Origin of the sequence: Amycolatopsis sp. NPDC005232, assembly GCF_040607795.1 — a bacterium.
Classification (GTDB): Bacteria; Actinomycetota; Actinomycetes; order Mycobacteriales; family Pseudonocardiaceae; genus Amycolatopsis.
Window position 1 is genome coordinate 419833 of record NZ_JBEXHL010000002.1, and the last position, 26206, is coordinate 446038.

The window sequence follows — 26206 nt, forward strand, 5'->3', positions numbered from 1 at the left end:
GACCTAGACCACAAAGTGCTGTGGGTGTAACGCCGCGCCTCGCGGCATCGATACCCACTACGACCCCGTGATGCTGGCGGACCCCCGACCTGGCAGCATCACGGGGTTTCCACATGTCTGGACCCTTTGTCCGATTTCCCAAAACCCTTGCGCGAACCGGCTTGCGGCGCGATGCTTGACTCCGTCAACGATTTGGTTGAGGTGGTCAATGAACGACGTGAGCCTGGCAGAGCGCGTCGCCACCGTGCGCGCGTTCAACCGCCTGTACACCGGGGTGATCGGCGTCCTCGACGAAGGACCGGCCGACGCCGAGTACTCACTGAGTGAGGCGCGGGTGCTGTTCGAGGTCGCCCAACAAACCGAGCTCCACGTGAGTGACCTGCGAAAACGCCTCGATCTCGACGCCGGCTACGCAAGCAGGCTCCTCAGTCGCCTGGAAAGCCGCGGCCTGGTCCTCCGCGAACGCAGCGGCGAAGACGCCCGCCGCCAGATCGTCCGCCTGACCGACGCCGGCCGCGAAGCGTTCGCCGACCTCGACAGCCGCTCGGTGCGCCAGATCGGCGGCCTCCTCGAACGCTTCCCCGACGAAGACCAGCGCCGCCTGCTCGGCGCGATGGGGACCATCACGCAGCTCGTCCGGGAGAAAACCGCAGATCCCACGCTCGTGTTACGCACCCCGCGACCGGGTGACCTCGGCTGGGTGGTCCACCGCCACGGCACCCTCTACGCCCGCGAATACGGCCTCGACGAACGCTTCGAAGCCCTCGTCGCCCGCGTGGTCGCCGATTTCGCCGACCACCGCGACGACCCGCGCCAGGCCGCGTGGATCGCGGAGCTCGCCGGCGAACGCGTCGGCAGCGTCTTCTGCATGCCCAGCGCGGACGAACGCACCGCCAAACTCCGCCTCCTGCTGCTCGAACCCGGCGCGCGCGGCCACGGTGTCGGCAAGCGGCTCGTGCACGAGTGCGTCGAGTTCGCCCGCGGCCGCGGCTACGCGGCGATGGAGCTGTGGACGCTCTCGGCCCTCGACGCCGCCCGCGGCATCTACCGCAGCGCCGGGTTCAGGCTGGAACACGAGGAGCCCACCCGCGACTTCGGCCCGGCGGTGACCGGCGAGACCTGGCGGATGGAGCTCTAGATGTTCGTCGTCTACTGCGCCGTCTGCGACCGCCGCACACTGCTCGGCGTCGACGAGGTCGAGTGGGTCGAGAACCTCACGCGCGGCGTGATCTCCGTGTCCGGCCACTGCCCGCGCGGCCACGACGTGGTCGTCCTGACCGGCGACGCGTTCACCCCGCACGAAGACCCGCGCTACTTCGGGCCGGCGCCGCGCATCTGGACCAAACCGATGAACAAACTGCGCTCCTGGCTGCGCGGCCATTTCGAGGTGAGCCGCGACCTGCCCGGCCCGTTCTACCGCTTCTGACGCCCCATCAGGAAGAACTCCGGGTTCGGCTTCAACGCCGTGAGGTGCGCGAGCCGGTTGGACATCGCGAACAGCGCCGTGATCGCGCCGACGTCCCAGATCTCGTCCTCGGTCAGCCCCGCATCACGCGCCGCCGCGAGGTCGGCTTCGCCGAACAATGCGGAATCCTGCGCGAGCGCCAGCGCGAGGTCGACGATCGCCCGGCCGCGCTCGTCGAGCTCCACCTGCCACGGGTTCGCGGCGACGTGGTCGGACAGTTCCGGGTCCTTCGCACGGATCCGCAGGATCGCCCCGTGCGCGACGATGCAGTAGGTGCAGTGGTTCGCCCCCGACGTCGCGACGACGACCAGCTCGCGCTCGGCCTTCGTCAGTCCGTCTTCGCGCTCCATCAACGCGTCGTGGTAGTCCATGAACGCCCGCAGCTCCGCCGGCCGGTGGCCCAGCGCGCGGAAGATGTTCGGCGTGAAGCCGGATTTCTCCGCGATCGCGCCGACGCGTTCACGCAGATCCTCGGGCAGGTCTTCGAGTTCGGTCACGGGAAACCGGCTGTCGCTCATACCCCACGCTACTGCGCTGTTGGTTACCAATCCGACCACAGTCACGGCGGGAACAGTGCCGCATGCAGTACCGCCCGGTTGCGTGCCCGCCTACTTCCGGTCGGATTGGTAACGCGGGGACCTCGCCACCCTTGGCACCGCGCGTTCACCCGCGTGGAGTTTGCTTACCCCGTGAACTGGACCGCATACGTGGACGGTTACTGCGAACGCGTCGCGCCCGGGCTGTGGGGCGAGCCGCTGAACGACGTCACCAACCTGGCGTTCCTCGGGTCCGCCATCGCGGTGTGGTGGCGAGCCGACGGGCGGCGGACCGGGCGGACGCTCGCGGTGCTCGTCGGGCTCGTGTTCCTGGCGAGCACGGTGTTCCACCTGCTCGCGACGCGCTGGGGCGGGGCCGCCGACTCCGGCTTCATCCTCGTGTTCGTGCTCTACTACGCCGCGAAGTTCCCGCAGGTGTTCTTCGGCGTTTCCCTGCGCAAGTCGTGGCTGGCGGCGCCCGCGTTCGTGGTGCTCACGGCCGCGCTGGCGGCGCTCGGCGGCGGGCTGTACCTGCCGGCGCTGATCGGGCTGGCGGTGTTCGCGGGCGTGCTCGCGTATGCGCGCGACCCGTACTGGACGCACTTCGCCGTCGCGGGCGCGGTGTTCGCGTTGTCGCTGGCTCTCCGCACCATCGACGGCGTCGTGTGCGGGGATTTCCCCGTCGGCACGCACTTCCTGTGGCACCTGCTCAACGCCGTGGTGCTCTACGTGGTGTCGAACGCGATGATCGGCAAAGAGAAAGCCCCCTCACCGGAACCGGTGAGGGGGCCGTCCACAGTGGACTAAAGCGGGTACTGATTCTCAGTGCACGCCGATGGGCCGCAGGTCCTTGTCGTGCTCGTCCGCGTGGTAGTCCTCCGGCAGAGTCTCGTCCGTGCCGGGGTTCCACTTCGCCGCGTGCGCGATGGCCGAGACGATCACGGCCACCAGCACGTTCGCGATCAGCGCCACGAAGCCCGGGTAGATCTGCACGGTCGCCAGGCCGGTGCCCGAGAACGGGTGCCAGCCGAAGATCGACAGGTTGCCCATCGCGAGCGCCGAGCCGCCGAAGTGCAGCTTTCCGTTGGCGGGGTTGGGGATCCCGTACAGCATGATCAGGCCCCAGCCCATGCCCACGACCCAGCCGGCGATGAGGCCGGCCTTGTGCAGCCACCGCGTGTACAGCGCGAGCGCCACGGCGGGCAGCGTCTGCAGGATCAGCACACCGCCGATGAGCTGCAGGTCGATGGAGAACTGCGGGTCGATCAGGATGATCACCAGCACCGCGCCGAGCTTCACGATCAGCGAAGCGAGCTTGGCCTGCTTGGCTTCCTGCTTCGGCGTCGCGTTCTTGCGGATGTACTCCTTGTAGATGTTGCGCGTCCACAGGTTCGCGGCGGCGATCGACATGATCGCGGCCGGCACCAGAGCGCCGATGCCGATCGCGGCGAACGCGATGCCGGCGAACCAGTGCGAGAACTGCGAGTCGAACAGCAGCGGGACGATGGTGTTGCCGTCGGGCTTGCCGGTGGCGTTGTTGGTCAGCGGCTTCACGCCGGCGCTGATGGCCACGTACCCGAGCAGCGCGAGCAGGCCAAGCACCAGCGAGTACGCCGGCAGCGCGACCATGTTGCGCTTGATCACGTTCCGCCCGCGCGAGGCGAGCACGCTCGTGAGCGAGTGCGGGTAGAGGAACAGCGCGAGCGCCGAGCCCAGGGCCAGCGTGGCGTACTGCAGCTGGTTGGCCGACGTCAGCAGGATCGACCCGGCCGGCTTGCCCGTGGCCGGGTTCGGCGTGGCCAGCTTCGTGGCCGCCTGGTTGAAGATGTGGTCCCAGCCGCCGAGCTTCGAGGGCAGGTACACGATCGCCACGATGATCACGATGTAGATCAGGATGTCCTTGACGAACGCGATCAACGCGGGAGCGCGCAGGCCAGACTGGTACGTGTACAGCGCCAGGATCAGGAACGCGACCAGCAACGGCAGGTGCCCGACGATGCCGGAGCCGTTGATGCCCATCGTGCGCAGCACGGCCTCGAGGCCCACCAGCTGCAGCGCGATGTACGGCATCGTCGCGACGATTCCCGTGATGGCGATGAGGAGCGCGAGCGTCGGCGAACCGAACCGGCCGCGGACGAAGTCGGCCGGCGTCACGTAGCCGCGCGAGCGGCTGACGGACCACATGCGCAGCGCCGGCAGCAGCACGATCGGGTAGACGACGATCGTGTAGGGCAGCGCGTACATGCCGAGCGCGCCGGCGCTGAACACCAGCGCGGGCACGGCGACGAAGGTGTACGCCGTGTAGAGGTCACCGCCGAGCAGGAACCACGTGATCCACGCGCCGAACTTGCGCCCGCCGAGGCCCCATTCGTCGAGGTGGTCGAGGTTCGCGCCGGCCTTCCAGCGCGACGCGACGAATCCGAGCACGGTGACGAGCGCGAAGAGGATGATGAAGATGGTCAGCTGGACCCACTGGACGGTCATCGGCTCTCACCCTCGTCGAGGTCGTCCACGCTCAGCCTGTCCGGCTCTTCGGTGGTCGGCTCCTTGCGGGTCGCCCAGTAGACAATGCCGGTGCACAGCACGCCGGCGGCGACGAACACGAGCTGGAACCAGTAGAAGAACGGCATGCCGAAGAGCCGGGGGCCGTCGAAGTTGAACAACGGCGTGACCAGGATCAGCAGCGGGACGATCAGCAACAGGTTCCACGGGCTGAATGGGAACCCGCGCACCCGCCCGTCCTGTTTGGTTGTGGACATCGGGACCTCACTTAACACTCACGCAACACACAACGGGCCTGACCCTAGGACGTCGGCCCCGTGGACGTCACACAAACCGGGCAACGATTTGGCCATTCCCGGTCCAGCTGTGGACAACCCCGTGGACAGCTGTCCGGGACCGGTTTCGGTGTTGATCTAGGGGCGGTAGCGGCGGTCAGCACAGGCCCCAGGTGTTGTGGTTGCCTGGCCGGAGCGAGTTTCCACACCTTGTGCACAGAGTTGTCCACAGGCAGTGGACAACTTTCGACTAGACTGCGGGGCATGGTTCGGGTCCCGTTGACGGATGAAGAGCGCTCCCGCGGTGAGCGCCTCGGGGTGGCGCTGCGCGCTGCCCGCGCGGGCCGCAGCATGGTCGACGTCGCGGCCGAGGCCGGGATCTCGGTGGAAACGCTGCGGAAGATCGAGACCGGGCGCATTCCGACGCCGGCGTTCTTCACGGTCGCGGCGATCGCCGACGCGGTGGGAGTGCCGCTCGACGTGCTGCGGACGGCGTGCGAAGACGCCGAAGCGGACCCCGCGTTCAAGGCCGCGCTGTCCCAAGCCAGCTAGGCGCGCAGCTTCGTCAGGATGTGCTCCCGGTCGTTGATGAACGCGCACGCGCGGACCGGGAGGTCGAAGGAGTTCAGGAGCTTCTCGAAGTCCGAGGTCTCGTCCGGGTTGAGCGGCACGTCGGCGATGGTGATGTGGGCGGCGAGGGTGTCGGTGAGCTCTTCCCATTCGCCGGACCACTGCAGCGTGCGGTAGTGGGCCAGGTCCTCGGCCGGGAGGCGGTCGGCCAGCTGGTCGAGCAGGCTGTCGGTGAAGTAGCTGATGCGGTTCTCGGCGCGGTCGGCCACCGTCGGGTTCGCGGGGTCGCGCGCGGTGTCCGGGTTGCGGATCACACCCGCGCCGGCGACGGGGTATCCCGTGTGGACGAAGCCCTCCGGGTCGACCAGCACCACGACCTGCACGCCGTAGCGTTCGCCGACGCAGCGCCAGCGGCCGTTGTACTGCCGGGTGCGGGGTTCGCTCGGATCGTTGGCGACGTCCTTGATCACCGCGATGATCTGCTCGTCGGTCCAGCCGGGTGGAAACTCGCTGGTTGCCCGACGGCCGGTGCCCGGAGCGTGTGCACCGCCCACGTCAGCTCCTCTCGTCCGGGTGGGAGCCTAACCCGCCGGGCGCGGCTCAGCCGAGCAGCGAGAGGGCCGCGATGCCGACGACGAGAAGGTCGGGTCCGCGGAAGAGCTGGCGAGCGAGGTTCGCCGGCAGCGGACCCGCTGGGGTGTCGACGAATCCGGCACTGCTGTAGTCCACGGGCTTGCGCGTGACCGTGCGCAACACCGACAGCACAGCGAGTGCCACGGTCACCCACGACAGCGCGTCGACCGACGTGCCGAGCGCCGCGAGCGCGGCCGCGAGCAGCGCCGACCACACGACGGCGACGACGGTGAGCACCACGCCGTGGGCGATGACGAGCTCGGAATCCGTGGAGCCCAGCCACCGCCGGCGGCCGGGGTTGCGCCACAGCACGCCGAGGCCGGCGCCGAACGGGGTCAGCGCGACGTAACCTCCGAGGCCGACGAGCACCGAACCCGGCAGCGTCGGCACGGCCACGTGCCCCACCGCCACGGCGAGCGCGACGAGCAGCAGCATCCCCGCGTAGCGCGAGCGCCCCGCGATGCCCGCGACGGCCAGCCTGAGCGGCGTGGGCCGGCTCAGCGACCACCGGCCCGACGCCGTGGCTTCGGGCAGCATCATCATCGGGTCGAGGAACGTGACGGCGACCGAGCGCAGCACGCGCGCGTTCCAGCCGTCGAGCAGGTTCGCGCGGCCCGCGCGCGTAACCGGTTCACCGCCGAACGACAGCGCGACGGCGCAGAGCAGGATGCCGGCGCCCGCGTACTGCACCGCGATGGGCCCGAGGTGCGCGGCCGCGATCACGACACCCAGCACGGCAAGCACCACCGGCCCACCGATGTCGATGCGCAACGCCGTGCGCCGAGCGGTGGCGAACACCAGCACGGCGCTGCTCACGACCAGGGCGAGCGCCGCCCGCCACAGGTCGAGCGAGCTGCCACCCACGGCCAGCATCAGCCCGGCGAGATAGGCGACGACGATCACGAAGCCGGTCAGACCGCCCGCCAGCCGGCTCGCCACCACGCGACGGCGGTCTACGCGGGCGAAATCCATCCAGGTGAGTTCCGCGGGTTCGGTCCAGACGAAGCCTCGCCGGAGCAGGCTGCGCCAGCCCACCGCGCAGCAGAGCGTGACCAACCCGAGGACGGCGGGGTAGTCCACAGAGGACGGTCCGAAAAGGACTCGGTGCCACGCGTCGGTGCGGAAGAACGCGGTGAAGAGGAAGCCGACGCCGAAGATGAGGACGAAGGTGGCGCTGTCACCGCTGAAGATCCCGCCGAAGCGCTTCCGGCCGGGGACGCGGAGGCGGGTACTGAGGGCTACCACGGAGCGACCCCGCTTTCGGCAGCGCGGGCAGGGGAAGCCGGGGTCACCACAGTTCGAGGACGCTGTCGGCCGCGTCGAGGAGGGGTTGGTGGTGGGTGGCGACCACGACGGCGGCGCCGGAGGAGGTGGAGCGTTTGATGAGGTCGACGAGCCAGTCTTTGCCCGCGGTGTCGAGGGCGCGTTCGGGTTCGTCGAGGAGGAGGACCTTGTGCGGGCGCGCCGTGACGCCGAGGAGCAGCAGGCGGCGGCGCTGGCCCGCGGAGAAGTGGCCGGCGGTGACGCGCGCGCGGTCGGCGAGGCCGGCGTCCGCCAGCAATGCGTCGAAGTCGCCCAGATCAACACCGAAGGAGCCGGCCAGGAGTTCCAGGTGCTGCATCGGCGTGAGCTCCGCGAAGAAGTCGGAGTCGTCGAAGAGCACGGAGACCTTGCGGCGGAAGGCGACGCTGCGTTCGTCAGGCTTCTCGCCGTCGATGTGGACGCGGCCGCGCTGGGGTTCCTGCATGCCGTACAGACAGCGGAGCAGGGTGGACTTGCCGACGCCGTTGGGGCCGACGAGCACGGCGCACTCGCCGGGGTCGACGGAGAAGTCCAGGTCGTCGAGCAGCCACAGGTCGCCGGCCTTCACGCCGAGGCCGCGGGCGTCGATGATCATCGGCGGGACCACCGTTGCGCGAAGGCTTCCATGCAGCTCACGCTACCGGGCACCCCTGACGATCTTGAGGCTGCCGGAGCACGAAGGGGACGTTCGCACCACAACGGCACGAACGTCCCCTTCGGACGGACAGAACGTCAGCTCAGGCGGTGGGCCAGCGCGTCGAGCTCGTCACGCAGCGAGGTGGGCACCTCGCCGATCTTCTCGAACCACTCCTCGATCAGCGGCAGCTCCGCCCGCCACTCTTCGGCGTTGACCTGCAGCGCCGCCTCGATGTCCGAAGCCGGCTCGGTGAGGCCCTCGGTGTCGAGGTCCTCGGCGCGCGGTACGAAGCCGATCGGCGTCTCGACCGCGTTGCCCTTGCCCTCGACGCGCTCGATGACCCACTTGAGCACGCGCGAGTTCTCGCCGAAGCCCGGCCACAGGAAGCGGCCGTCGTCGCCGCGGCGGAACCAGTTGACGTAGAAGATCTTCGGCAGCTTGTTCGCGTCGGCGTTCTTGCCCAGCGTCAGCCAGTGCTTGAAGTAGTCACCGGCGTGGTAGCCGAGGAACGGCAGCATCGCCATCGGGTCGCGGCGCACGTTGCCCACCGCGCCGGCCGCGGCGGCCGTGGTCTCCGACGACATCGTGGCGCCCATGAACACGCCGTGCTGCCAGTCACGGGCCTCGTTCACCAGCGGCACCGTCGTCTTGCGGCGGCCGCCGAACAGGATCGCCGAGATCGGCACACCCTGCGGGTCGTCCCACTCCGGGGCGAGGATCGGGCACTGCGACATCGGCGTGCAGTAGCGCGAGTTCGGGTGAGCGGCCTTCTCCTCGGACGCCGGCGTCCAGTCCTGGTGCTTCCACGAAGTGGCGTGCTCGGGCATGTTCTCCATGCCCTCCCACCAGATGTCGCCGTCGTCGGTGAGGGCGACGTTCGTGTAGACCGTGTTGCCCTTCTCGATGGTGCGCATCGCGTTCGGGTTGGTGTGCCAGTCGGTGCCCGGCGCGACGCCGAAGAAGCCGAACTCCGGGTTCACGGCGTAGAGGCGGCCGTCTTCACCGAAGCGCATCCACGCGATGTCGTCGCCGAGGGTCTCGGCGCGCCAGCCCGGGATGGTCGGCTGCAGCATCGCGAGGTTGGTCTTGCCGCAGGCGCTCGGGAACGCCGCCGCGACGTAGTGAACCTTGTCCTCGGGCGAGATCAGCTTGAGGATCAGCATGTGCTCGGCGAGCCAGCCCTCGTCGCGCGCCATGACCGAGGCGATGCGCAGCGAGTAGCACTTCTTGCCCAGCAAGGAGTTGCCGCCGTAGCCCGAGCCGTAGCTCCAGATCGCGCGCTCTTCGGGGAAGTGCGAGATGTACTTGGTGTCGTTGCAGGGCCAGGAGACGTCCTTCTGGCCCGGCTCGAGCGGCGCGCCCACGGAGTGCAGCGCCGGCACGAAGTCGCGCTCGGTGCCGTCGGGGTTGATGAACTTGTCCAGCGCCGCCTTGCCCGCGCGGGTCATCACGCGCATCGACGCCACGACGTAGGCGAAGTCGGTGATTTCCAGACCCAGCTTGGGGTTCTCGTCGGAGAGCGGACCCATGCAGAACGGGATCACGTACATCGTGCGGCCTCGCATGCACCCGCGGTACAGCTCGGTCATCGTGGCCTTCATCTCGGCGGGCGCGACCCAGTGGTTCGTGGGGCCGGCGTCCTGCTCGCGCTGCGAGCAGATGAAGGTCCGGTCCTCGACACGAGCGACGTCGCCCGGGTCGGAAGTGGCCCAGTAGGAGTTCGGCTTGGCCTTCAGCTTCACGAAGGTCCCGGCCTCGACCAGCTCGTCGTTGATCTTCGCGGCCTCTTCGTCGGACCCGTCGACCCACACCACGCGGTCCGGGGTGGTCAGTTCGGCGACCTCCCGGACCCAGGACAGCACGCCACTGTGCGTCGTCGGCGCATTGTCCAGTCCGGGGATGGCGACTGCGGTCATCTCTACTCCTGACTTCCGACGACAAATAAGCCCACACGCCGGACCGCGGTGTCCGGGTGCGGGCCTCGTTGCCGGCGACCGAATGGCTTCGCACACCGGGGGTGAGCCGGTGTGCGGGTTTTTGGGATTCCTCGACTGTAGCCGGATGACCGGCAGGTAACCGAGAGCTGACCTGTCGGTTCTCTCACAAGAACGATAAGGGAATCGATTCAGTTGTCACCGGATTGGTCCAGCGCCGGAAATCCTTTCGATGCGGGGTGCTCAATTCGGGCGAAGATCACCGCGTGCCGGAAACGACAACGGGCCCGGCGAGTGCCGGGCCCGTTGTGACGTGAGTTACAAATGGGTCAGTTGGGACTGATCCATTGTCCGGTTCCCGAATCGATCTTCGCGACGCCCGAAAGCAGCTGCGTGCCGTCGCCGCCCCAGATCGAGTCGCTCGCCGGGTCGGCCGCGCGGACGCCGGCGCTTTCGGCCTCGGTCCACTGGCCGGCGCCGGTGTGCTCGTAGGTGGTGGTGCTGCCGTCGGCGCCGATCTCCACCGCGACGTCGGCCTCGCCGTCGCCGTCGGTGTCGGTGAACGCCATCGTGCCGCCGTCCTTGGTCTCGACGATCGCGGTGTCGTTGTGCCCGTCGTGGTCGGTGTCGATCGTGGCGACGCCGGCGTCGACCTCGCCGTCGGGCAGGTCGGCGTGGATGTGGCCGGTCGTGGAGTCGTCCTGCGAGTGCGATTCGGTGCCGCCCGGGTGCTCAGCACCGCCGGACTCGACCCACGCACCGCTCGATTCGTCGTAAACCGCCTGGTCCACGACGTGACCGGAGCTGTCCAGCACGGCGTACTGGTCGGCGACCCCGTCGCCGTCCGTGTCGATGAACGCCTGCGCTGTGCCGTCGTCGTGCTCCACGATGGCGGTGTCGTTCACGCCGTCGGAGTCGACGTCGTAGTTGACCTCCGCCTGGTAGTCCTGGCCCTCGACGTGGACCGTCATGGCCTCGGGTCCGCTGGCGTCGGTGTCGGTGCCGCCACTCTCGTCGACCCACATGGGAAAAGCCCCCTTTTAGGACCGGGTCTCGCCGGCTGCGTTCAGCTGTCGATCGGTAGGACTCACGTTAGGCCGGTTCGGTTCCTGTCCACAAGCTGATCACCCCCGGTCACGCAGCGTTCGGATGCGCCCGAGCAGCGATTCCGCCCTCGCGTGGCCGTCGGTGGCCTCCTTGAGGCGCTTCGAAACGATCGTGATGTTCTTCGCCCGCTCCTGCGCGCCCATCTTGATCGTGCGGTCCACGTCCTTGAGCTCGGCCTCGATCGCCTCGATACGGCGACTCAGCGCTTCGTCGAGCGCCATCGACAGCTGCTGCTCGGCTTCGATGAGCTGCTCGGCCACGAGCTGGTCGAGTGTGGAGCGCGCGTCGGCGATGGCCTCGACCAGCCATTGCTTCATGTGCTGCTTGTCGGCGGCGTGCTTGCGCGTACGGGCCATCCACCAACCGGCACCGAGACCGATGATGATCGTGGCCGGCAGCACCACCGGGTTCAGGATCGCGACGCCGGCCAGCGGCAACGCGGCGATCTTGCCCGCGCCGACACCACCCGAGATGCCCATGAACACCAGCAGCTTGTCCTCGGCCGTCGGCGGTTTCTTGTCCGGCGGCCGCAGCACCACGGGCGGTCCGCCGGCCCGCGCGAACTGCCCGCGGATCACGTCGAGCTCCTCGGGGGAGAACAGCTCGGACAACGCCACGTTGGTCACGTGGTTCAGCCGTTGCGAAAGCAGCATCGAGACCCGTTGCGACGTCGTCTGCAACGCGAGGTCCACCTGCTGCGGCAACGCGGCCAGCTCGTCTCGCTTCGCCGAGTCGATGCGCTGGCGGAAGTGGGTCTGGGCGTCACGCATTTCGCGGCTGCTCTCGTGGCCGACCTCCACGCGGGTGCGCTGGATCTCGCCCCGCAGCTTCAGCTGCCAGCCACGGGTGGAGGAACGGCGTTCGGCCTGCAGGTGGTCGCGGCGTTCGCGCAGCTGCTCGGCCTCGGCCTCACCCGCCGAGAGCGCCCGGCTCTCGGCCTGCAGCTTCGCCTTGATGCCGGCCAGCGCGCTGGAGAGCGCGCGCAGGGTGTTGGCCTCGGCCAGCATCATCGAGCGGCCGACGAGCATTTCCTGCAGCGCGACCTGCACGGCGGCGATGCCCGACTTCTCGCGCAGCATGGCCGCGATCTGCTCATTCGGCGCTTTCGCGGCCGTTTCGAACACGCGAGCCGAGACGGGGTGGAACACGGCGTCGGCGAAGCGCGGGGCGTGCTGGGCGAGCAGCTGCCGGTCGGCCTCGAGGATCTCGCGCCAGCCGCGGAACGCGTCGGTCTTGGCCAGCACGAAGAGCACGGTCTCGACGCGGTCGGCCACATCACGGAGGAACTGCAGCTCGGTGGACGTGAACGGCGCCGACGCGTCGAGCACGAACACCAGCGCCGTCGCGCTCGCCGCCGCCTCGCGGGCCAGCTCGCCGTGCAGCGAGTCGAGGCCGCCGACGCCCGGTGTGTCGACGAGCGTCACGCGCTCCAGCAACGGCACCGGCCCGGACACCTCGACGTAGCGCGGCGGGATCTGTCCCGGCGGCAGCTCTTGGGCGGCCGAGACCCAGTTGACCAGCTCGGTCAGCTGGATCGGCACCGGCGCGAGCTGCCCGGGGTAACAGGCCTGCGCGCCCCACTGCTCCGCGTGCTCGAAAACGAGGTAGGTGGCGGTGGCGACGTCGGCGTCCACAGGGGACAGTCCCGGGGTTGCGAGCAGCGCGTTGACCAGCGTGCTCTTGCCGCGGTTGGTCTCGCCGACGACCACGACCGACGGTTTCGCCGCGCGCGCCCGGCGCACGTCGTCCACCCACTTGGCAGCCTGCGGATCGGCTTCGCGGACCACGGTGAGCAGCTGCTCGCGCGCGGCCTGGACCTGGGCGGGAAGGCTGGGTGAGGTCACTGGGCTCGCTTCGCGTAGACGGTGACGATGGGTGCGCGCAACAGCCGCTCGCCCTCGGCGAACCCGATCACCTCGGTCTCGGCGACCACGCCGTCGAGCGCCGGGTCGTCGGTGGGGATCGCGCCGCCGGCCTCGTGGCACGCGGGGTCGAAGCGCTCGCCGTCGGGGCGCAGCGCGGTGACGCCGATGTCGGCGAGGCCGTGTTCGAGCCGCTGGACCACACCACCGCTGCGGGCACGGTCGAGCGCGTAGAGGCAGAGCTGGATGAGCGCCTGCCGATCGGCCAGCGCGCGTTCGAGATCACCGGGGGCAGCTACGACGTCCACATCCGTGTTCGACGCGGACGTGTCGGCGGTGGTTCCGAGCTCCCCGTCGGCGGGTTCCGTGCCGCGGTTGCGAAACCAGGCCACACCCCTCACCCCCGCCTCGCCCCGCGGACCGCCCGTTCGGCCCGCCGGGATTCCACCAGTCTGGAGCAGATCTTCGCCAGTCGGGCGCGAATCCGGGAGCGCAAACGCTTGCGCGCGCCGTCAGGCGAGGTCGCGGATCACCGAGCGCATCGCCTGCTCCAGCGAGGGCACGTCTTCGGCGAAGCGCGAAGACACGAGGATCTGGTCTTCGGCCGTCCGGAGCCAGACGCGGCCCGCCACGGAGATCTCGATGACCGACAGCCGAAAGGGCCGCGCACGCCGGCCGAGGTCGACCTCGGTCTCGCGAACGAGCTGCCCCAGCCGGTCGCCCGCCACGATCTGCCGCCGGTAGAAGCCCGCGGCCCCCAACGCGGCGTGCAGAGCCGGCCGGCGGGCCTCCGTGAAGTGGCGCGCGGCGGCGGGCGTGAAGTGCTGGATGGCCAGGTCGATGGCCGAGCCGTCGCCGGGAGCGGGCCGGCCGAAGCGGCTGCGGAGCTTCCGCGAACCTGATTCGCCGCGGACTCGGACGAACTCCAGGAGATCGGTCCACCAGTCCGCCCACTGCGCCTGCACGGCGGCGCGGTCGATGGCCGGCGGCACGCGCACCGGCACCGCGGGCTCCACCGGCGGCAGCAGCTGGCCCTCGGCGACGGACAACGCGAGCACGTCCCGGAGGTACAGAGCGATGTCGATCTCCTGCTCGCTCCCCCAGGACGCCCGCCACGAGGTGGTGTTCTCCAGCCGCACGAAATCCACCCTACGCGTGAACGGCGACAAACCTAGGGCATGCGGATCTGTTGCCAGATCAGGAAATAGGCCCGGTGCACGACGTGCGCCACGCGGCTCTGCGCGGGCGTTGCGCCGAACGAGGCAAAGGAGCGCCACCAGCCCGCGCGTTCGAGGGCGTGAGCGGCCAGTTCCGGCCGCGCGGCGCCGGGGAGGCCGAGCTGCGCGCCGAGGTCGGCGTTGCTGCCGACGCGCAGCACCTCTTCCGCGAGGTCCTCCGGCATGTCGACGGCTCCGGAGGCCACCAGCGTCAACGCCTCCAGCAGCCGCAGCTGGTGTGCCTCCGGCTTGGCGAGCAGGACCTCGATCGCGTCGTGCACGCGCTGGCGTTCGCCGGGATCGCCCGACGCGTGGGCCAGCGCGGTCACCGAAGCGAGCGCCGCGGCGGCCTTGATCCCGTCGGCTCGCGCGGCGAAGACTATGGCCAGGCGCTGGCGCACCGCGTCGAGGCCCGACGCGTCGAGCAGCACCCGACGCAGCGCCCCCGCGGTGATCGCGGGCTCGGCGCGGATCGCGTCGACGGCGCGGCGGACGCCGTAGAGGTCGAGCTTCTCCAGCAACCGCAGCCGGACGCCCGCGGGCACGTCGCACTCCCAGCTGGTGAAGATGTCGGCCGAGATGAGCATGGTCTCGAGGACGTCGTCGTCGACGTCGGCGAGCTGGTGCAGCGCGTCGGCGTCGGCCGAGGTGAAGCCGCCCGACTCGGCGGACTCGGCGATCAGGCCGATCACCGGCAGCACGTCGGCGACGCGCGGCTTGAGCGTGCTCGCCTGCTTTTCCGCGAGCAGCTTCGCCGCCGGCCAGATGTCGCCGCCCGAGCCCTCGACGGTCTCCGCGACGATCGTGTCCGCCTTGTTCAGCACGGCGATCGCGTTCACCGGGCCCGCCTCGCGGCTCGCGGTGGCGGCGGTGAACGCGGCGAGCGCCTGCTGGTCGTCGGCCCGCACGCCCTGCGTCACCACGTAGAGCACGGCTTCCGCGCCGGCGACGGCGTTGCGGGAGGTGTCGTCGAGGTTGTCCGAACCGGCGTCCTCCTGCGCGGCGCCGAGCAGCTGCTCGGTGCGCGAGACGGACGCGGCGTCGAGCGAGCCCAGGCCCGGGGTGTCGATCACGGTCATGCCCTGCAGCACCGCGTTGGTCAGATAGGCCTCGAGGTGCGAGACCTTCGTGATGTCCACGCCGAGCTCGGCCGGGATCGACCCGTCGGCGGCGAAGGGCAGCACCTGCTTGGCGCCGTCGGTGAACACGACCTCGACGCGGTCGACCGTGCCGTACTGGAAGCGCGTGACCAGGCGCGTGCACTCACCGACGTCGGTGGGCGCGACCCGGCGGCCGATCAACGCGTTGACCAGTGTGGACTTGCCCGACTTGATCCGCCCGGCCACGGCCACCTGCAGCGGCGCGGCGAGCCGGCGCTGCACCTCGACGAACCCGGCGGCCGTGCGCGGCGAGACCTGCGAGGCGAGCCGGTGGCACAGGTTGGCGACCGACATCGACAGCGGGCCCGCGAGGCGCCCCTGCTCCGTCACGGCCCCAGTCCCCTCTCGTCAGTCGTTCCGCCGGAAATCGTGCCATGCACGACCACCGCGAGTGCGACCGACAGTGCTACCCGAGGATGACGCGGCGTGCCCGAGTGCGGACCTAATCTTGTCGGGTGCGACGGCTGAGCCTCTGGATGCGTGCCCACCCCATGGCGGGGGACACGTTGCTCGCCGTGGTCCTGCTGTTCATCGACCTCCTGCTGTTCGTCGGCGGCAGCGTCGGCACCGAGAGCCATCTGCCGGCGTGGTTCGTGGCCCTGCCGATCGACGTCGCCATGGTGGCGCCGCTGGTGTTCCGGCGGAAGAAGCCGCTGGTCTCGGCCTACGTCGTGTACGCGGTGGCGTTCGTGCACGCGACGCTTTCGCTCGGGGTCTCGTCCGTCGCGGCGCTCGCGATGAGCCTGTACACGATCCTGGTCTACATCGGCCGCAAGCAGGGCCTGCTCTACGTCGGCGCGCTCGTGCTGATGACCGGCGTCGAGGTGTTCACCGACAAGTCGACGCCGTGGCTGGGCAACGCGCTGTTCACCGCCTTCGGCATCGCGCTGTGCTGGACGCTCGGCGAGTTCGTCGGCGCGCGGCGCGCGTACCAGCTGGAGGTGGAAGCGCGCCTGCACCTGCTGGAGACCGAACGCGACCAGGCCACTCGCATCGCCGTGGCCGAGGAGCGCGGCCGCATCGCGCGCGAGCTGCATGACGTGGTCGCCCACTCCGTGAGCGTGATGGTGGTGCAGGCCGACGGCGCGGCGCTCGCGTTGCCCACGAACCCGGAGCTGGCCGGCCGCGCGCTGCAGACGATCTCCGAAACCGGCCGCGGCGCCCTCGGCGAGCTGCGCCGGCTGCTCGAGGTGCTGCGCGGCGACCACGGCGACGGCGAACCACGAGTACCGCAGCCCGACGCCAACGCGCTGGGCGAGCTGGCCGAACGCATGCGCGGCGCGGGCGTCGCGGTGGACCTCGAGGTGGGCGAAAGCCTCACCGACCTGCCCGCCGGCGTCTCCCTCGGCATCTACCGCATCGTGCAGGAGTCGCTCACGAACACGCTCAAGCACGCCGGCACCGGCGCGCGTGCCGAGGTCCACGTGCACCGCAAGGGTGACAGCAAGACCGGCGACGTGGTCGAGGTGCTCGTCCGCGACGACGGCGCCGGCCGCGCGCGCCAGCTCGAACAGGTGACGGTGGGCGCGGGAGCGCCTTCGAAGAAGGCCCCGCGACTGCAGGTCGCGGGCGGAAACGGACTGATCGGGATGCGGGAGCGCGCGAACGTGTACGGCGGAACGCTGGAGGTGGGCCCCGCGCCCGCCGGTGGGTGGCAGGTGCGGGCCGTGCTGCCCGTTAGGTTGGCGCCGTGATCAAAGTGGTGGTCGTGGACGACCAGGAACTGATGCGCGTCGGCTTCCGCATGGTGCTGGGCGCGCAGGCCGACATCGACGTGGTGGGCGAGGCCGGCGACGGCGCGCAGGCCATCAAGCTCGCCGACGAGCTGCGGCCCGACGTCGTGCTCATGGACGTGCGCATGCCGGTGCTCGACGGGGTGGAGGCCACGAAGCAGATCGTGGCCGCCGGGACCGCGCGCGTGCTGGTGATGACCACCTTCGACCTCGACGAGTACGTCTACGCGGCCCTGCAGGGCGGCGCGTCGGGCTTCCTCCTCAAGGACACCCCGCCCGACCACCTCGTGTCGGCGCTGCGGTCCGTCGCTTCGGGCGACGCCGTGGTGTCACCCTCGGTGACCAAGCGGCTGCTCGACCGCTTCGTCGGCGCCGGCGGCTCGCCGCTGCGCGACGCGCGCGAGCTCGACGTGCTGACCGACCGCGAACGCGAGGTCCTCGTGCTCATCGCGAAGGGCATGTCGAACCTCGAGATCGCCGAAACGCTCTTCCTCTCCGAAGCCACGGTGAAGACGCACGTGGGCCGTATCCTGGCGAAACTCGACCTGCGCGACCGCGTGCAGGCCGTGGTGCTCGCTTACGAAACCGGCCTCGCGCGCCCCGGTCTCGGCTGAGTTCTTGATCCACTGTGCTGGTCTTCGGACGCTGAAGTTCAGGGTCGTCTCAGGGGTTTCACCGATCGCACATCCACCGTTCAGGCGGTTGGGTACTACTCAGGTCGGGTGACGAGTTCGACCCACAGGATGACGCGAAGACCGGTCCACCTCGGTCAGGATATTGCCGGTAAGCGGCACCAGCCGTAGGAGAGGGAGCAGGGGATGATCGAGGCATCAGGTCTCACCAAGCGCTACGGGAACACGCTGGCGGTGAACAACCTGTCGTTCAGCGTGGCCACGGGGAAGGTCACCGGCTTCCTGGGCCCGAACGGCGCCGGCAAGTCCACGACCATGCGCATGATCCTGGGGCTCGACAACCCCACCGCCGGTGAGGTCCGCATCGGGGGCAAGCGGTACCACGACCTGAAGGACCCGCTGCGCACCGTCGGCGCGCTGCTCGACGCGAAGTGGGTGCACCCCAACCGCTCGGCCCGCGCGCACCTGATGTGGATGGCGAAGTCCAACCGCATCCCGGCGTCGCGTGTGGACGAAGTGCTCGACATCGTGGGTCTCACCAGCGTGGCCGGCAAGCGCGCCGGCGGGTTCTCGCTCGGCATGTCGCAGCGGCTGGGGATCGCGGGCGCGCTGCTGGGCGACCCGGAGGTGCTGCTGTTCGACGAGCCGGTGAACGGCCTCGACCCCGAGGGCATCCTCTGGATCCGCAAGTTCATGCACCGCCTGGCCGACGACGGCCGCACGGTGTTCGTGTCGAGCCACCTGCTCTCGGAGATGGCGCTGACCGCGAGCGAGCTCGTGGTGATCGGCAAGGGTCAGCTGATCGCGCAGTCGTCCACCGAGGAGTTCGTGGCGCGTGCCGCGGAGAACACCGTGAAGGTGCGCTCGCCGCAGCTGCCCGTGCTTCGCGAGGCACTGGTGCGCGCCAGCGCCCAGGTGACCGACTCGGGCGAAGCGCTCATCGTGTCCGGGATGGACAGTGCCAAGATCGGCGAGCTCGCGGCTTCCGCGAACGTCGTGCTCCACGAGCTGAGCCCGCAGACCGGTTCGCTCGAGCAGGCCTTCATGCAGATCACCGGCGACTCCGTCGAGTACCACACCGGGCTCGAGGCCGAGGCGCAGCAAGCCCTCCAGCCCACCGCCCGCTGACGACTACTCGTACAACAAGGATTCCGGGGAAAAGAACCATGACTCTGCTCGCGGTCGAACGCATCAAGCTGTTCACCACTCGCTCACCGTGGTGGTGCGCCCTCATCGCCATCGTCCTCACGGCCGGCTTCTCCGCCCTCGTGGCGAGCGCGGCGCCGAGCACGGCGACCATCGACGTCGGGACGACGCAGTTCGGCTACCAGTTCGGCATCGCCGTGATCATGGTGCTGGCGGCGCTCTCGGTGACCACCGAGTACCGCTTCGGCACCATCCGCACCACGTTCCAGGCCGTGCCGGGCCGCACCTCGGTGCTCATCGCCAAGGCCACCGTCGTCGCGCTGCTTTCGCTCGTGATCGGTGAGATCGGCGCGTTCGGCGCCTGGGCACTGGGCTACGCGATCCGCCCGTCGGACGCGCTGGCGCTCGACACGTCGGCCGAGTGGATCAACGTCGCCGGCGTCGGCGTGCTCTTCGCGCTCGCCGCGGTGATCGCGGTGGCCATCGGCATCCTGATCCGCCACAGCGCCGGCGCGATCGCGCTGCTGCTGATCTACGTGCTGGCCGTGGAAAGCCTGGTGCAGCTGATCCCGACCGTCGGCCCGAAGATCCACGAGTGGCTGCCGTTCAACGTCGCGGAGAAGTTCCTCCGCGGTGCGGGCGGGGCGGTGCAGGGGCCGCCGCCGTCCGACGCGGTGCTCTCGCAGGGCTGGTCGCTCGCCTACTTCGCGGGTATCGCGATCGTGCTGCTGGCCGTCGCGATCGGCGTCGCGAAGAAGCGCGACGCCTGACAGGAAGACCCACCACAGGGACGTTCGGGCGGAGGCGGCGGGGGCCGAAACCGGCTGAACAGGGAAAAGGGGATAGGAGAAAGATCCGGGTCGCCACTTCGGGGGGCGACCCGGATCTTTTCGTTTTCGGTACGCGCTCGGCTCGGTAGTGTTCGCGCGTGCTGGAGACCCACGGGCTGACCAAGTCCTACGGCGAAACCCTGGCCGTCGAGGACCTCACCTTCACCGCCGAGGCCGGTCGCGTCACCGGCTTCCTGGGCCCGAACGGCGCCGGCAAGTCCACGACGATGCGGCTGCTGCTGGGCCTCGACACACCCACGGCCGGCACCGCGCACATCGACGGCCGGCCCTACCGGCAGCTGGCGATCCACTCCGGACAGTCGGCGCCCTGCTCGACGCGACCTGGCGCCACCCCGGCCGCAGCGCCCGACAGCACCTGCGCTGGCTCGCCGCGACCAACGGCCTGCCCGACCGGCGCGTCGGCGAGGTCCTCGAGCTCGTGGGCCTCGGTTCCGTCGCGAAGAAGCGTGCGGGCGAGTTCTCCCTCGGCATGCTGCAGCGCCTCGGCATCGCGACCGCGCTGCTGGGCGACCCGAAGGTGCTGCTGTTCGACGAACCCGTGAACGGTCTCGACCCCGAAGGCGTGCTGTGGGTCCGGCAGCTCATGCACTCGCTCGCCGCCGACGGCCGCACCGTGTTCGTGTCGAGCCACCTGCTGCCGGAGATGGAGCAGACGGCGCAGGACCTCGTGGTGATCGGCCGCGGCCGGCTCACCTATCAGGGCACCATGGCCGATTTCGTCCAACGCGCCGGCTCGCGCGGCGTCCGCGTGCGCACGCCCCAGGCCGACGCCCTGCGCACCGCGCTGACCGAGCACGGGATCGCGTTCACCGACGAGGGCGACGCGCTCGTGGTGTCCGAAGTGGACAGCGACACTGTGGGTGATCTCGCGTTCACGGTCGGTGCCACCCTCCACGAGCTGAGCCCGCTGGCCGGGTCGCTGGAGCAGGCGTACCTGGAGCTGACGGGCCAGACGGCCGAGTTCACGAGCGGAGGTACCCGGTGAACGTGCTGCGGGCCGAACGGATCAAGCTCTTCTCCACCCGCGCACCCTGGTGGTGCGGCGCGCTGTCGGTGCTCGCACCGCTGGCGTTCACGACGTTGTTCTTCGCGCTCGCCGGCTCGGAGGTCACCGCGAGCGTCGGCAACACCCAGCTCGCCACCGGCATCGGCCGTACGGTCGCGCTGGTGCTGGCCGTGCTCGCCGCGACGTCCGACGCGAGCTGGGGCACGCTGCGGCTGACGTTCCAGGCCGTGCCGACGCGCGTGCCCGCGCTGCTCGCGAAGGGTGCCGTGGTGGTGGTCGTCTGCGCGGTGCTCGGGTTGCTCGCGGGCGTGGGGTCGTGGGGCATCGCGTCGCTGGTCCGCCCGGACGCGGATCTCGCCCTGCACTCGGCGGGCGACTGGCGGCTGGTGCTCGGGCAGACGGTGACGTTCGCGCTCACCGGGCTGCTCGGCGTCGGTGTCGGGCTGCTGCTGCGGAGCACCGCGCTCGCGTTGACGCTCGTGCTCGTGTGGACCCAGCTCGTGGAGGGGCTGGTGCTGCTGATCCCGCGCGTCGGCCCCGACGTCTACCCGTGGCTGCCGTTCTTCGCGGCCGGGCAGTTCGCCGGTGGGGATTTCACGCAAGCGGCGCTCAACGTGACGCCCGCTTTCGGCCCGTGGGGCTACCTCGCGTATTTCGGCGGCATTTGTCTCGCGTTCTACGTCGCCGGCGTGCTCACCGCGAACCGCCGCGACGCCTGACGAGAGCACATTCGCGTTAATCTGCACGTGCAGAACAGGTGTCCACGAGGCAAACGGATTAAGACCGCGTTAAGTCGTTGTGGCTTCTCTCACAGGGAGCGGACATAATGGCAAAGTCACCAGGATATTCGAGATCAAGAGCGTGCTCGTCCGTCTCAGCTCCCCGGAGGTGAACCTTGACGGTGGACGCTGGTCAGGGGCTCATGAGTCCCATTCCCACAGCCCGCAGCGAAGCGGCACCACAAAGTCACAGCGAAGTGGCACCACAAAATCACGGCGAAGCGACACTTCGACGTGACCGCGAAGCGGCACCCCAAAGTCACCGCGCAGCGCCGCGCCAACCCCGGCTCGAGCCGATGCTGGACCTCGAATGGTCGCAGGCGATCGAGTTGCCACGGTTCGCGCAGCCCGCGATGAAGCCCGGCGACCTGCGCCAGGCGTGGGTGCACCGCGCGGCCGAAGACCTCGTGCTCGCCCTCTACCGCAGGGCCAGCGGCATGCAGGGCCCGCTGCCCGCGCCGTGGTGGCTGCGCGCCGTCGCGAGCGGCCGGCTCGAGTCCCGTGAGCTGGGGTTCCGCATCGAAGACCGCATCCAGCAACTGCTTTCCCGCCGCTCCGGCTGGGAGTTCGTGCCCTGGGCCGCCGACGGCGAATCGGGCTACTGGGAGTTCATGCCGTCCGAGCGCGGGAAGTCCGGGCACTCCGTCCCGACGACCGTGCTGAACACCGATCGCCACCCCGGCTGGATCGACGTGCTGCCGGCCCACACGGGCACGACGCCGCACCCGATCGCCGTGTCCGGGCTCGCCGGACTGCGCTCCCGGCTCGGGGAGTTCGAAGCCGTCCGCTAAACGACTCAGTATCGTGTCCGGGTGGAGAACGAGGACCAGCCCCGGCTGCGCAGCGTGGTCAGCTTTGTCAACCGCGGCGGCCGGATGACCGTCGGCCAGCAGCGTGCCTGGAACGAACACTGGCCGCGGCTGGGCCGCACGGTCGCCGGCCTGCCGGCCGGACCGGTCGACTTCGCCGGGTGGTTCGGCCGCGAAGCGCCGGTGATGCTGGAGATCGGCTCCGGCATGGGCGAGACGACGTCGCAGCTCGCGGCCGCCGCGCCCGAGCTCAACTACGTGGCCGCCGAGGTCTACGACCCGGGCCTGGGCCAGCTGATGCTGCGCGCGGAGAAGCTCGGCGTCGAGAACCTGCGGCTGATGCACGGCGACGCGGTCGTGCTGCTGACCGAGCACGTCGAGCCCGGCGCGCTCGCCGGCGTGCGGCTGTACTTCCCGGATCCGTGGCCGAAGAAGCGCCACCACAAGCGCCGGATCGTGCAGCCGGATTTCGTGGCTCTCGTCGCGTCGCGGCTCGCGCAGGGCGGCACGTTCCACCTCGCCACCGACTGGGAGCACTACGCCGAGCAGATGCTGGAAGTGTGTTCAGCCGAGCCCGCATTGCGCAACCGCTACGCGGACGAACCGGGCGGCTGGGCGCCGAGGCCCGAATGGCGGCCGCGGACGAAGTTCGAACAGCGCGCCGACGTCGAAGGCCGCGTGTCACACGACCTCATTTTCGAGAAACGCTGACGAATTGTCGTAACTGTGTTGTTGCTTACCGATCCGACCACAGTCACGGCGGGAACGGTTGCGAGGTGCGGTGTCCCTCGGTTGCGTTCCCGCCTACTTTTGGTCGGATCGGTAAGGGTCGTCGGCCGTCAAAGGGCCGCTGCCGGGTTCCCATCCCCGGCAGCGGCCCTTTTTCTCCCCTTTTTCACCCCCGGCGTCCGCCCAACCCCGCGAAGGGCGGACCGCCCGCTACTCGTCGGCCAGCGGCTCCGCCTGCACGCGCCGCAGGGCGGGCGTGCAGATCGAGGCTCCGAGCAGCGCCACCCCGACGCCGAGCACGACCGGGGCGAAGATCCACGGGCTGAACACGACACCGTCTTCGCCCGCCGTGCTGAACAGCCCGATCCCGACGAGGACGCCGACCACGCCGGCGCCGATCGTCGCGACCAGCGCGGGCAGCGCCGTCTCCATCCGCAGCGCCCTTGCCAGCACCTTCACCGGTGTCCCGGCCGCCATCAGGGCCCCGAACGTCCGGCGCCGGTCCATGATCGAGCCCGCCGTGGCGACGGCCGCGCTGCAGCCGGCGAGGATGCCCGCGGCCACGAGACCGATCACGGTCACCCGGCGCAGGTCCGACAGCTGCGTCTGCTGGTCGTAGAGGTGCTGGTCGCGGCTGCCGACCTCCGCGCCCGGCGCGGCCGAGACCAGGGCGGTGCGGACGATCTCGCGGTCGGCGTCCGTAGTCGGGGTGATCACCGTGGCCGCACCGAGCTTCACGCCGGCCGGCACCGCCGCCGGGTCGAGCAGGTAGGAGCTGCTCACGTCGTCGCTCATCTTGAACGTCCCGACGGGCACCGAGCCGAGCGGCTGACCCGGGTCGGTGGGCTCCGGGTCGCCGACCACGTGGTACTCGGCGGCGTTCAGCTCGTACGGCGCATACAGCCCGACGCCGGGCTTGCAGTCGGCCGCGGTGATCCCCAGCCGCGTCAGCCGGGCCGCGTCGGCGCACGACATCACGAGTGCCCGCTGGTACGACCGCTGGTCGCCCGTGCCCTGCACCAGGTACACCTGGCCCACGGCGACCGCGCGTTCCTGCTGGCCGTAGCGGGCCAGCGCGGAGTTGGCGTGGTCCACGACGGCCGCGGCCTTGTCCGGACTGCTGTCGGCGTAGAGCACCGAGTCGGCGTACGTCCGCCCGCCACCGGCGAGCGACTCGAACGACGGCAGCAGCGTGAGCGCCATCGAGCCGGTGAACACCGCGAGCACGATGCCCGCCGTGGCGCGGTAGGCGCCCTTCGGATCGTCGCGCAGCCGGCGCCCGGCCAGCAGCGCCGACGGTCCCCGCCAGCCCCGCACGAACGTGCCGCCGACCGCCGAGGTCACCCACGGCCCGACCACGATCGCCGACGCGACCAGCAGGAACAACCCGACCAGGATCAGGGTGGCCCCGCCCCCGTCACCGGCGCTGGTCACGGCGTAGAGGAAGAACAGGCCCGCCACCGGCAGGACGAGCAGCCGCCACCAGCGCAGCGGTTTCACGCTGTGGCCACCGGTCGCGAAGAGCGGGTTGCGCAGCACGCGCCGCAGGCCGAGCACGCCGGCCAGGACCACGAGCGCCGGGATGGCGATCACGATGAAGACCGCGAGCGCGGTCGGCAGCGTGAAGTCCGTGGCCAGCCAGGTGCCGCCGCCCCACGGGACGAACGTCGCCAGACCGTGCAAAGCGGGACTGAGAGCCAGCCCGAGCAGGGCCCCGACGCCCGCGGACAGGATCGTTTCCCCGGCAACCATGGACGTGACCTGCCCCGGCGTCGCACCCGCCAGGCGGATCGCGGCGAGCCTGCGTTCGCGCCGGGCCGCGGTGAGCCGCGCCGACGACGCGACGAGCACCAGGCTCGGCACCAGCAGCACGATGATGCCGACCCACGCCAGCAGCGTCAGGAGCGGATCCGCCTTCGCCTGCTGGTCAGGGAACGCACTCACCGGCTGCGCGACGGCCTCCGTCGCGCGTTCGGCCTCGGTCGCGCTGAGCTCCTGCTGGCTGTGGCCGACGAGCGCCACGAGCTGTTCCGGGTACTTCAGCGCCTGGTCGCCGAGCGCGGCGACGGGCTTGCCGAAGCGGTCGCCGAGCTGGTTGGCCGGCGTGTTTTTCAGCAGCCGGCCCAGCGCGGGCGACACGAGCGTCTCGCCCGGCCCGGGCAGCTTCGAAATCCCGGCCGGCAGCTTCAGCCCGGCGGTGGAGCCGGTGGCCGCGACGTCGACGCGGGTGATCTCCTGGCCGTGGAAGTAGTCCTTGGACCCGGTGACCAGCATGACCGGCGTGCCACTGGTGTCGAAGTTGTCGTACGACTGCCAGATGCCGCGCTGTTCGCGCACCTGCGTCGCGAAGGGCAGGGAAGCGAGCAGCAGCACGAGCCCGGTCGCGACCGCGACGCCGACCGCGGTGAGGATCGCCGAGGTGCGGGTCCGCCGGTCGACGCGGAGCACGCGCAGGGCGAGCTGGAGCGAGTTCATACCGCCAACCTCTTGTGCTGAGACGCTCCGGCGATCAAGCCGTCGCGGATGGCCACGGTCTTCGGCATCGACTCGGCGAGCTCGCGGTCGTGGGTCACGACGATCACGGCGGCGCCGGACTCCTGCGCGGCACCGAGCAGCGCCTGCATGGTCTCGCGGCCGGTGCGCGTGTCGAGGGCACCGGTGGGCTCGTCGGCGAAGATCACCTTCGGTCGGTGCGTGAGCGCCCGGGCGATAGCCACGCGCTGGGCCTCACCGCCGGAAAGCTCACCCGGGCGGCGCGTTTCCTTGCCGGCGAGACCGAGGCGCGCAAGCCACTCGCGGCCCGCGGCGATCGACTCGCGCCGGGCCTTGCCGGCGAGCAGCGACGGCAGCGCCACGTTCTCCTCGGCCGTCAGCTCGGACACGAGCATCCCGGACTGGAAGACGAACCCGAACTCGGTGCGCCGCAGCTCGCTGCGCTTCTTCTCGTTCAGGTTGTCGATGCGCCGGCCCATCAGGTGGATCTCGCCGCCGTCGGCGCGCAGGATGCCGGCCAGCACGTGCAGCAGCGACGTCTTGCCCGACCCGGACGGGCCCACGATGGCCACCGCGTCCCCGGGCTGGATGTCGATGTCGATACCGGCCAGCGCGTACTGCCCGCCGTACCGCTTCACCAGCCCCCGCCCCGACAGCACCGGGCCGGAAGTCCACTGTGGATTGCTCATCCGGGTGCTTCTCCCTCGTTGGTCTGCGACTTCGTTGGGAACCACCTTCACGGATCGGAGCGGGTGTCCACTTCGGGCAGACGGCCAGTCCGACGATCACCGGCATCGGCCGATCGGCCGATGCGGCTCGAACCACCTG

General features: G+C 70.1%; 25 protein-coding genes and 1 pseudogene. 12 read left to right on the top strand and 14 right to left on the bottom strand.

Annotated features, from left to right (window positions below; translation table 11 throughout):
* The first annotated feature begins 208 nt into the window (after positions 1–208).
* Together ABZU76_RS05745 and ABZU76_RS05750 are read left to right on the top strand one after the other, a co-directional pair.
* Entirely contained in the window at positions 209–1138 is a 930-nt protein-coding gene (locus ABZU76_RS05745; RefSeq protein ID WP_220245302.1) for a bifunctional helix-turn-helix transcriptional regulator/GNAT family N-acetyltransferase, read from the top strand.
* On the top strand, positions 1139–1426 hold the full coding sequence (locus ABZU76_RS05750) for a hypothetical protein (RefSeq protein ID WP_220245303.1): 288 nt from the start codon (positions 1139–1141) through the stop codon (positions 1424–1426). It begins immediately after the preceding gene.
* Here ABZU76_RS05750 and ABZU76_RS05755 read toward each other — a convergent pair.
* The gene (locus tag ABZU76_RS05755) at positions 1414–1983 is read right to left on the bottom strand and encodes a peroxidase-related enzyme (protein ID WP_354865433.1); all 570 of its coding nucleotides are present in this window, start codon (positions 1981–1983) and stop codon (positions 1414–1416) included. The genes ABZU76_RS05750 and ABZU76_RS05755 overlap by 13 nt on opposite strands.
* 171 nt (positions 1984–2154) lie before the next feature.
* Between ABZU76_RS05755 and ABZU76_RS05760 the strand changes: the two genes are divergently transcribed.
* Positions 2155–2808 (top strand): hypothetical protein, encoded by a 654-nt coding sequence (locus tag ABZU76_RS05760; protein WP_354865435.1) that lies wholly within the window; start codon positions 2155–2157, stop codon positions 2806–2808.
* Between the two features lie 15 nt (positions 2809–2823).
* Here ABZU76_RS05760 and mctP read toward each other — a convergent pair whose 3' ends face one another.
* Entirely contained in the window at positions 2824–4485 is a 1662-nt protein-coding gene (gene mctP, locus ABZU76_RS05765) for a monocarboxylate uptake permease MctP (RefSeq protein WP_354865437.1), read from the bottom strand.
* Positions 4482–4760 (bottom strand): DUF3311 domain-containing protein, encoded by a 279-nt coding sequence (locus ABZU76_RS05770; RefSeq protein ID WP_354865439.1) that lies wholly within the window; start codon positions 4758–4760, stop codon positions 4482–4484. The genes mctP and ABZU76_RS05770 overlap by 4 nt, the downstream gene beginning before the upstream one ends.
* A 282-nt stretch (positions 4761–5042) precedes the next feature.
* Here ABZU76_RS05770 and ABZU76_RS05775 point away from each other — a divergent pair, with 282 nt between their 5' ends.
* Positions 5043–5330 (top strand): helix-turn-helix transcriptional regulator, encoded by a 288-nt coding sequence (locus ABZU76_RS05775; protein WP_354865441.1) that lies wholly within the window; start codon positions 5043–5045, stop codon positions 5328–5330.
* Here the strand turns inward: ABZU76_RS05775 and ABZU76_RS05780 are convergent.
* The 9 genes from ABZU76_RS05780 to ABZU76_RS05820 all read right to left on the bottom strand — a co-directional run bounded on the left by ABZU76_RS05780 (position 5327) and on the right by ABZU76_RS05820 (position 15494).
* Positions 5327–5902, bottom strand: coding sequence for an EndoU domain-containing protein (locus ABZU76_RS05780; RefSeq protein ID WP_354865443.1), 576 nt, complete (start codon positions 5900–5902; stop codon positions 5327–5329). The genes ABZU76_RS05775 and ABZU76_RS05780 overlap by 4 nt on opposite strands.
* 46 nt (positions 5903–5948) lie before the next feature.
* Positions 5949–7226 carry a DUF6297 family protein gene (locus tag ABZU76_RS05785; RefSeq protein WP_354865445.1) on the bottom strand — a complete coding sequence of 426 codons (1278 nt, stop codon included), beginning with the start codon at positions 7224–7226 and terminating at the stop codon, positions 5949–5951.
* 43 nt (positions 7227–7269) lie between these two features.
* Positions 7270–7875, bottom strand: coding sequence for an ABC transporter ATP-binding protein (locus tag ABZU76_RS05790; RefSeq protein ID WP_220247255.1), 606 nt, complete (start codon positions 7873–7875; stop codon positions 7270–7272).
* Positions 7876–8015: 140 nt separating this feature from the next.
* The gene (locus tag ABZU76_RS05795; RefSeq protein WP_354865447.1) at positions 8016–9836 is read right to left on the bottom strand and encodes a phosphoenolpyruvate carboxykinase (GTP); all 1821 of its coding nucleotides are present in this window, start codon (positions 9834–9836) and stop codon (positions 8016–8018) included.
* Between the two features lie 347 nt (positions 9837–10183).
* Positions 10184–10879, bottom strand: a complete 696-nt coding sequence (locus tag ABZU76_RS05800; protein WP_354865449.1) for a hypothetical protein — start codon at positions 10877–10879, stop codon at positions 10184–10186.
* 99 nt (positions 10880–10978) lie between these two features.
* Positions 10979–12805: a dynamin family protein gene (locus ABZU76_RS05805; RefSeq protein ID WP_354865451.1), complete on the bottom strand. Its 1827-nt coding sequence runs from the start codon at positions 12803–12805 to the stop codon at positions 10979–10981.
* A complete protein-coding gene (gene grpE, locus ABZU76_RS05810; RefSeq protein ID WP_354865997.1) occupies positions 12802–13131 on the bottom strand; it encodes a nucleotide exchange factor GrpE in 330 nt (109 codons plus the stop codon). Before grpE ends, ABZU76_RS05805 begins: the two co-directional genes overlap by 4 nt.
* Before the next feature lie 204 nt (positions 13132–13335).
* Positions 13336–13962 (bottom strand): hypothetical protein, encoded by a 627-nt coding sequence (locus ABZU76_RS05815; RefSeq protein WP_354865453.1) that lies wholly within the window; start codon positions 13960–13962, stop codon positions 13336–13338.
* A gap of 32 nt (positions 13963–13994) precedes the next feature.
* Positions 13995–15494 carry a dynamin family protein gene (locus tag ABZU76_RS05820; protein WP_354865999.1) on the bottom strand — a complete coding sequence of 500 codons (1500 nt, stop codon included), beginning with the start codon at positions 15492–15494 and terminating at the stop codon, positions 13995–13997.
* A gap of 197 nt (positions 15495–15691) precedes the next feature.
* Here ABZU76_RS05820 and ABZU76_RS05825 point away from each other — a divergent pair, with 197 nt between their 5' ends.
* The 8 genes and pseudogenes from ABZU76_RS05825 to trmB all read left to right on the top strand — a co-directional run bounded on the left by ABZU76_RS05825 (position 15692) and on the right by trmB (position 22867).
* Positions 15692–16894 carry a sensor histidine kinase gene (locus ABZU76_RS05825; RefSeq protein WP_354866001.1) on the top strand — a complete coding sequence of 401 codons (1203 nt, stop codon included), beginning with the start codon at positions 15692–15694 and terminating at the stop codon, positions 16892–16894.
* On the top strand, positions 16891–17547 hold the full coding sequence (locus ABZU76_RS05830) for a response regulator transcription factor (RefSeq protein ID WP_354865454.1): 657 nt from the start codon (positions 16891–16893) through the stop codon (positions 17545–17547). The genes ABZU76_RS05825 and ABZU76_RS05830 overlap by 4 nt, the downstream gene beginning before the upstream one ends.
* Before the next feature lie 204 nt (positions 17548–17751).
* Entirely contained in the window at positions 17752–18693 is a 942-nt protein-coding gene (locus tag ABZU76_RS05835; protein WP_220245316.1) for an ABC transporter ATP-binding protein, read from the top strand.
* A 38-nt stretch (positions 18694–18731) separates the two neighbouring features.
* Positions 18732–19481 (top strand): ABC transporter permease, encoded by a 750-nt coding sequence (locus ABZU76_RS05840; protein ID WP_220245317.1) that lies wholly within the window; start codon positions 18732–18734, stop codon positions 19479–19481.
* A gap of 158 nt (positions 19482–19639) precedes the next feature.
* Positions 19640–20547 (top strand): annotated as a pseudogene (locus ABZU76_RS05845) (ATP-binding cassette domain-containing protein).
* Positions 20544–21287, top strand: coding sequence for a hypothetical protein (locus ABZU76_RS05850; RefSeq protein ID WP_220245319.1), 744 nt, complete (start codon positions 20544–20546; stop codon positions 21285–21287). The pseudogene ABZU76_RS05845 and the gene ABZU76_RS05850 overlap by 4 nt, the downstream one beginning before the upstream one ends.
* Positions 21288–21643: 356 nt before the next feature.
* Positions 21644–22138, top strand: coding sequence for a hypothetical protein (locus ABZU76_RS05855; RefSeq protein ID WP_220245320.1), 495 nt, complete (start codon positions 21644–21646; stop codon positions 22136–22138).
* A 21-nt stretch (positions 22139–22159) separates the two neighbouring features.
* Positions 22160–22867: a tRNA (guanosine(46)-N7)-methyltransferase TrmB gene (gene trmB, locus ABZU76_RS05860; protein ID WP_354865458.1), complete on the top strand. Its 708-nt coding sequence runs from the start codon at positions 22160–22162 to the stop codon at positions 22865–22867.
* 228 nt (positions 22868–23095) lie between these two features.
* Here the strand turns inward: trmB and ABZU76_RS05865 are convergent, their stop codons facing one another.
* On the bottom strand, positions 23096–25360 hold the full coding sequence (locus ABZU76_RS05865; RefSeq protein WP_354865460.1) for an ABC transporter permease: 2265 nt from the start codon (positions 25358–25360) through the stop codon (positions 23096–23098).
* Positions 25357–26067: an ABC transporter ATP-binding protein gene (locus ABZU76_RS05870; protein WP_354865462.1), complete on the bottom strand. Its 711-nt coding sequence runs from the start codon at positions 26065–26067 to the stop codon at positions 25357–25359. Before ABZU76_RS05870 ends, ABZU76_RS05865 begins: the two co-directional genes overlap by 4 nt.
* Positions 26068–26206 lie beyond the last annotated feature (139 nt).